Source organism: Streptomyces sp. NPDC060209 (assembly GCF_042728155.1).
In the GTDB taxonomy this organism is placed as follows: domain Bacteria; phylum Actinomycetota; class Actinomycetes; order Streptomycetales; family Streptomycetaceae; genus Streptomyces.
Window position 1 is genome coordinate 20784 of sequence record NZ_JBHWZS010000095.1, and the last position, 6735, is coordinate 27518.

The following is a 6735-nucleotide window of genomic DNA, read 5'->3' on the forward strand; positions in this document are numbered from 1 at the left end:
GCCGCTGGCCTCTTCCACCTGCCCCGCGCCCGCTGACGCTTCGACCGTCGCCCTGGGACGGACTCCGGCCGGCACAGTCCACCGATACCCGCTGAGGGGAGAGGACGTCGCGCTTGTCCGTCCGTACCTGCTGGCCTGGGAAGAGCAGCGTGCACGGACGCGCTCAGTGTTCGTCGCCCCGCACCTGCCGGCCGCCGCATGGTCGGCCCTCGCGGAGGCCCACTGATGCCTCCTCGCCGAGAACCGCACCCGACGGGCACGGCTTCCGTCCCCTACCGCTCGATCGTCTGCTGGATTGGCACGCACCACTCCTGCATCGAGCCGACCCCGCCTGCGGCGACGGACGACGTACCGGTGATCTACGAGGTGTGCGTCTGCCCGTGCCACTCGACCGCGGACCCGACCGTGCCCGTGAAGGTGATTGCATGAGGGCCCCGGCCCCCGGCGGGGCACTGGGTTACCCCGTCGAAGTCACTGCGGCCACCGTGCAACGAGGCGACATCATCCAACTCGGCGGTCAGGCCTGCCGAGTGAGAGACCTCTTCCAGCTTTCCCAGGGGGCCAAGCAACTGGTCTTCGAGTCGGGCGAACTGCTGGCCATACACGCCCGCACCCGGCTCACCGCCCTGCGACTGCTGAGAAGGCGGTGACCGGCTTCGTGCCCCGACGCCATCACGACATCGCCGACGACCTACGCCACCAAATCACAACGGGCAGCATCAAGCGTGGCGAACGCCTCCCGTCCGAAGCCGGCCTGGCCGCCCAGTACACGGTCAGCACGGTGACCCTGCGACGCGCTCTCGCTGTGCTCCAGGGCGAAGGACTCGTCGAGAAGATCCACGGCAAGGGGAACTACGTCCGTCACCCCCGCCGCAAGATCATGTATGTCGGCGGCTGGGGCACGCTGGACCCCTGGACCGCTGCTCAGCCAACGTTACGCATCACGGTTCGCAGCACCACGGTTCCGGCCTCCGTGCACCTGACGACGTTGCTGAAGGTGCCAACGGGCAGCCCTCTCGCGGAGTACACCTGCCTCAGCCTCGAACACGGGTCACCGCACGGCCTGGCCCGCATCTACATCCCGCGCGACATGGCCCCGGCCGGAGTCCTCGACAACGACTCCGTGTGCCGGGAGGCAGCCACGAGATTTGCCGTCCTCGGCCCGTCGTCGGCCACGATCCGAGAGACGGTCTCCGCCCGCTCCCCCACCCCAGACGAAGCGTCGGCCCTCCGGATCGGAAACAACATGTCCGTTCTCGCGATCACGCGCATCGCCACCGACGCCACGGGACGCGTCGTTGAAGCCGCGCTCCTGGCCTTTCCGGGAGACCGAGTCGACGCCGTCTTCACCACCCATCATGTGCTCAACGAGAGGCCAACCCAAGGATGACAACACCGAACGAACTTCGGCTCCTCCCGTGGTCAGGACCGGAGGACAAGCCCTGCTACCTGAGCACCGACGACCCGGACGGCTACATGTCCCGCCTCGCGGACGGCATCGAAGCGATCCAACTCGGTACTGCGAGCGAACTGTTGGACGAAGCCTCAGAGGCTCTCGACAACCAGGGGACGTCACTCGACGACATGCGGTGCCTGGTCAAAGAGTTGACCGGGGCTCTACGGGACGTCTACCGCGTCGCAACGAGTCGCGGGCACCTCCGAGTAACGCGCGATCCGCGTGAGCACACCTGTTGATCTACGGTCCCCCGACCAGCACAGCATGGGAAGCCCATGGCTCTGACCAGATTAGATGCCATGGGCTTCTGGCTTGCCGGCTGACTTTCGTCGACCGTGGACGGCCTGGGGACTGCTCTGTCCCGAATTAGGCCCTGGAAGAGCGGCGCCAAGGAACTCACGTGAAATGCGCGGGTCAGAGCGTTGGTCTGTGTCGGTTTCCGGCAGCACGACAGAGCTGTTTGCTTAAGATCATCTCCAGAATTCTTCCACGGAGATATGGCGCGGCTGTGATGGACAGCTCGCGTGCACGCTGGCGCGCTTGGGCGCGCAACTCCTAAAGCCGGCGATGGAAAGCGTTGCGGCGGTTCTGGTCGAGGTTCAGCGGCAGGTCGAGTTAAGAGATGAGCTCCGACTCCATGGACCACGGTTCGGCATGCTCGATCGAGCACATTCGGGCATTCTCGGGCATTCTCCGCCATCCACTGGCTGAGGGCGGCTTCCCCCTCCTTGCCGAAGGTCATGCGCTTGCCGCCGCCCACACGACGCAACTCGAGTCCGAGCAGGCAGCCGAGAGTGAGCCTCAGGGTCGATCCTGCTGCATTGCCCCGGAAGTGGTACCGCACGCGCTTCCGCAGGTTCTGCGTGCTGGTCCGGTTCGCCATGTACCGCGGGGCTATGCCAACGTATAGCAGTCGCCCAGCAACCAGGCCCGGGTGGGGGGCTGTTCGAAGTGCCATCCGTAGACCCCAGCCATCGCCGGAACAGGGCTTGGACGCCTCAAGACTTCCTCCGCCGACCAGAGTCGGTCAGGACGGGTGAGAACGGTAGCTTCCACGAGGCCTCCAAGCGCGCCACGGCAGACAGTCGCAGGCTACTCGCTGTCGCTGACAGAGCCTCCCGGCTGCACGGCCCCTAACTTGGGAAGCTTCAGCCGGTTACCGCGAGTGGACGGCACCGGGATTGGATAGCTCTTCTGACGGCACCAAGAGGCAGCGCTGAGGGCTGGCGCATACGGCTCCAGAGGCCCTTGAGCCTCGCGGATAACGTGCTGGTCAACAGCTTGATCAGGTCAAATTCCCGTGCTTCTGTCCACAGATGGTCCAGACGTCAGCAACCGCCATCGTGGCGCCCACCACCCCTGAAGCAGCGTCGATTGGTATCCGACCAACTCAAGTTGATGGCGCAACGTCGGCTCCGCTGCGAATCGTCTTCAGAGACGCCCGCCGCAGGCAGTCCGGGCCGCCATTGGAGTGTTCCCGACACCAGAGCTTGCTGGCCATGATGCCCCGTGCCTCGTAGGTTTTGTGATTCAGGGATCCGGGACAAGAACGCAGAGGGCTGGTTCAGTGCTTTCTAGCCTCTGATGCCGCAGAAGAAGCAGAGCGTACACCGTTTCTCTGGAGCCTCAGCTACCCGCACGTAGTCCGCCACAAGTGTCTGGTGGTCGCAGTCGGGGCAGACGTCAATTTCGACCCCGAGCCAGTTCTCCTCAGTAATGACCCAAGAGTGCAGCATTCTTTCTGCGGGGCCCCACAATACGTGACAGAAATGACACGAGACGGAGGAATCGCCATCGCCAACGACGATGCCCCATTGGCCACACTCGCGACATTTCAAAGTCCGATGTCGGACATCTCTCAACTCTCCAGCGAGACGCTTTAGTCGCGTGTCCATGAAAGATCGGATGGTGCGGAGCTTCTCGCCGGCATAATCAAGATCTCCGATTACCTCGTCGACTTCTGTACCGGGGAGCTCCGGAAGTAGCTGGTCATGGACGAAGGTAATCAGGAAGTCGAGCACCTGCGCTGCGCGAGATTCCACGGCGCGCGCAGAGGTTTTCAGGCCGTAGTGCTGTAGTGCATTTCGTGACTTACTGAGAGTCTCGATTGCCTTGATTGACTTTTCGTCTATCGCGATATTCGCGATTTGTCTTAGGCGGGTTAGAGCACTACTTGTAGTGCAACTCTCAAAATCTCCGTCTTCAAACTTACGGCGGTTCGCCAGGGCTGGATCCTTAAAAACTAGGCTCCAGTGTTCGAGTTGCAGACGGGCCTTTAGGAGCACTTCGGCGGCGGCTTGCAGGTGAAGTACTGCGTACTTCAGATTTCGCGGACTAGGTGGCTGGCTGGCAGTCAAGTGTTCGGCCACGATGAGGAGATAGTCCACGCCGTTCTCCACGGGCGGGAAGTCCATTTCGTGGTTATCGTGTTGATCAGTTTGTGCGTCTGTGGTGGCTCCGTTATGTATCAAGATTCCTTCACTTCTGGCTCTATACTGTAATTGTCAAGTCTTATATGGAGGCTGCACTGGAGCCGGAGCGCGATCCGTGGAATTTTGCTCTTTTGGCTTCGCCAGGCGTTGTGCCAACTCTATAGAGACTCGTGTCCCCATCATTCACCCGTCTGGCAGCTGACCCGGATGCGGGGGCCTGTTCATCGCACGGACACCCCGCACGGTGACTCGGTCGTCAGGGGCCATGGATGTCAGCGGGACTCAGCGCTCGTCTCTCAGCGTCAGCCTCGACGAACTCACGGCCCTGGTGAGGACCCGGCTAAAACGGATGCAATGCCGCCCCGGCCTCATCAACTCCTCGCCAAAACCGGCCTTGACCTCCAACCGCCGTAGCCTTAGCCGTTGAAGATCCCTAGAAAAGAGACCAAAAGGCCGGAGATTTCCAATTAGGGTCGATCCCCGGCCTTATTCGTCTGACTACTTTCGGCTGATGTATCGAAATCCGAGCATCAAACGTCGGCGCTCGACTCCTTGGCCTTTTGTAGCAGAGCCTCCTGGTTACGACGGCTGCGCACATCGTCCTTGCGCAAACTCCTGCCCTCGTTCAAGACAGACTGAAACTGCTCGGTGGCAAGCTTGACTGCAGTAGTGATCGCTCCTTCAATCCTCTCTGAGTCCGAAATCTTGAACCTCAGCTTCTTAGCGCCCCTCAGTCGCTGTTTTGCTGCCTCTGTATCAGAGGTTTCGAAGATAGATACAAGTTCCGGCGTGATCAGAGTGGACACCATCATTGCGATATGATATTTCGCGGCTTTGAGAGTGGTCGAGTCGGGTGTTCGGGCGAAGAATCTGTCTACCCGATACAAAATCCAGGCTGCGTAGTAGTAAGCCTCGACGGAGTATTCACCCCAAACGAACGAGCCCTCAACCTCTAGCTCCTTCGGAGCACCGATCGCTCGGAAAGAATCACCGAACAGTGTTGCAGCGACCGCTCGGTTGAGTTCGGGAGTCGTGACAACACGAGTCCGCGGGAAATCAAGAGACGCATGCTGGTTCTGCCGCAGATAACGTAGACCGTTTGCGCCCGACTGGTTGAAAAACTCTTCCACGTCTTTCGCCATCTGGGTACTCGCCTGAATGTCAGTTGAGCCGATGGGAGTTTGCAGGTTAGTAGCGATCGCCACGTTCGTTCGCACCCCAGCGTTGCCTGAGCTGACGATCTTCACCGGGATCCAAAGGTCAGAGAGGAGGGCCGGCTTGGCCTTAACCTCGTCGCCTGCCGCCCACCTAACGAGCTGGTGACTCGTCTGCCCGCCATTTACGATCTGATACCCGGAGATGAAGAATCTGTCACCCGACCCTCGGAGAGATGACGCAATGATCGTGAGTCCGTTGTTGAGGAAGGGAAAGTGCTCGCGGTCGTCGCTCTGAAGGGTTCTCGTGATCCGGATATTCACTGGGTTATGGCTACCGAGATCGAGACGCACATTGTCGTCGAAGATCCCTGGTCGTACGGAGCCGGTTTCATCCGTCAGCAACTTCATCACCTCCGTACCGGACAAGAGCCCGATGTAAGCCTCACTCACACGCTCAGTCGCAGGGATGGTCTGCCGCTTTTCAAAGTTGAACTGAATGTTCTGTGGTCCGTGACGCTCTTTCAGCTTTGCGGCTAGCGCATCGTGGCCATGAGTGTTGAGGTGCAAAGGTTCTGAATAAATACCCTGGGCTCGAATGCGATCGATCGCCTCTGTGACCTGAAGTTCTTGCTGTGCGCTCTTCCCGTCATTGCTGCTGGTGGTGACGTAGAAGAGTTCGCACGGGATTCGCGTGTCTTGAAACTTGTCACCGTTTTCTGCGATCCGATCGATCAAAGAAGCCAGGTCAACCAGGGCCGGAGGAAGCTTGACGCTCTTCGCCTTAATCGCGTACTTTGTCACGGCCTCGACGCCGTGGAGGAACTTCGCGATGAGCTTAGAGTCGTAGGACTCGCTTGTCTTAGCCTGGATGAAGAGTACCCGCGCTGAATTGGACGCCTGATCTGAGATAAGGTCGTCGATTTCTGAGGGTTCCGAGACGATCTGTCCGTTGACTACAACGGCAGCGACGTCGATGCCCTCGTCGGTCCCACCGCCGAGAACAGCGCGCTCAATCTGCTCGATATCGTCCCGTACATAAGGGAAGAGATAGTTGGCTGCGACGTACAGCTCGAACTGCTTCGCCTCGCCCCCCTCGAAGCCAAAGTCTCGTGCAAACTTGGCCACTCGCTTTCCCGTGAGCGTGTGCACTTTATCCCCCTAGGCAGCGCGAGCGCTGATCTCATCACGGTGTGTTTGTCAGTGAGCGTAGCGTCTGGGGTGCCTTTGGGTGAGCCAGTTCTAAGTGCCGACGGCGGTCCGCTTCAGTACCGGGCGGACCGCCGATTCAAGAAGACCGTGATGGTGCACACTCGGTAGCTTCAGGATCGCGGACTGATTCGCTGGGTTAACTCACCACTCACCCCAGCTCCCATCCCGTCCGCCGTCGACCCACACACCGTGGAGCGGGCGTGGTTCATGGCGTCCAGGTGGAGCGCGCCACTGTACGAACGACCTGGACGCCATGGGCCGCGTCTGCTCGGCTCTGCCTGGGTCGATGGTGGACGGGATGGGAGCCCCCAACGCTCGCCACGATGTGCCCGCGGTCGGCAACGGCGCCCCTCCATCCCGGTGCCGGCCGATCTCCGCCGGAGGCATCATCTTGTGCCTGCGGATGACGTGCCGCCCTTGCCCGCATGCACGCAGCGCGCCGCCGGGCGCGGCCAGCCGGGGCGGAGACAGGAGGCAGGCC

General features: G+C 60.9%; 6 protein-coding genes. 3 read left to right on the forward strand and 3 right to left on the reverse strand.

Annotation, left to right across the window (positions count from 1 at the left end; genetic code table 11):
* Positions 1-425 precede the first annotated feature (425 nt).
* The 3 genes from ACFWFI_RS19705 to ACFWFI_RS19715 are packed head-to-tail and all read left to right on the forward strand — an operon-like array spanning position 426 to position 1695.
* Positions 426-650: a hypothetical protein gene (locus ACFWFI_RS19705; protein ID WP_387391659.1), complete on the forward strand. Its 225-nt coding sequence runs from the start codon at positions 426-428 to the stop codon at positions 648-650.
* A complete protein-coding gene (locus ACFWFI_RS19710; protein WP_387391661.1) occupies positions 647-1390 on the forward strand; it encodes a GntR family transcriptional regulator in 744 nt (247 codons plus the stop codon). The genes ACFWFI_RS19705 and ACFWFI_RS19710 overlap by 4 nt, the downstream gene beginning before the upstream one ends.
* On the forward strand, positions 1387-1695 hold the full coding sequence (locus tag ACFWFI_RS19715; RefSeq protein WP_387391664.1) for a hypothetical protein: 309 nt from the start codon (positions 1387-1389) through the stop codon (positions 1693-1695). The genes ACFWFI_RS19710 and ACFWFI_RS19715 overlap by 4 nt, the downstream gene beginning before the upstream one ends.
* Here the strand turns inward: ACFWFI_RS19715 and ACFWFI_RS19720 are convergent.
* The 3 genes from ACFWFI_RS19720 to ACFWFI_RS19730 form a co-directional block, all read right to left on the reverse strand.
* The gene (locus ACFWFI_RS19720) at positions 1629-2414 is read right to left on the reverse strand and encodes a GIY-YIG nuclease family protein (RefSeq protein ID WP_387391667.1); all 786 of its coding nucleotides are present in this window, start codon (positions 2412-2414) and stop codon (positions 1629-1631) included. The two genes, ACFWFI_RS19715 and ACFWFI_RS19720, sit on opposite strands and share 67 nt — an antisense overlap.
* Positions 2415-3030: 616 nt before the next feature.
* The gene (locus ACFWFI_RS19725; protein ID WP_387391670.1) at positions 3031-3843 is read right to left on the reverse strand and encodes a hypothetical protein; all 813 of its coding nucleotides are present in this window, start codon (positions 3841-3843) and stop codon (positions 3031-3033) included.
* 575 nt (positions 3844-4418) lie between these two features.
* Positions 4419-6194 (reverse strand): AIPR family protein, encoded by a 1776-nt coding sequence (locus ACFWFI_RS19730; RefSeq protein WP_387391673.1) that lies wholly within the window; start codon positions 6192-6194, stop codon positions 4419-4421.
* Positions 6195-6735 lie beyond the last annotated feature (541 nt).

Excerpts from the sequence above, each read along its gene's own strand:
- ACFWFI_RS19705 (WP_387391659.1), top strand. The coding sequence starts at position 426 with ATGAGGGCCCCGGCCCCCGGCGGGGCACTGGGTTACCCCGTCGAAGTC.
- ACFWFI_RS19715 (WP_387391664.1), top strand. The coding sequence starts at position 1,387 with ATGACAACACCGAACGAACTTCGGCTCCTCCCGTGGTCAGGACCGGAG.
- ACFWFI_RS19720 (WP_387391667.1), bottom strand. The coding sequence starts at position 2,414 with ATGGCACTTCGAACAGCCCCCCACCCGGGCCTGGTTGCTGGGCGACTG.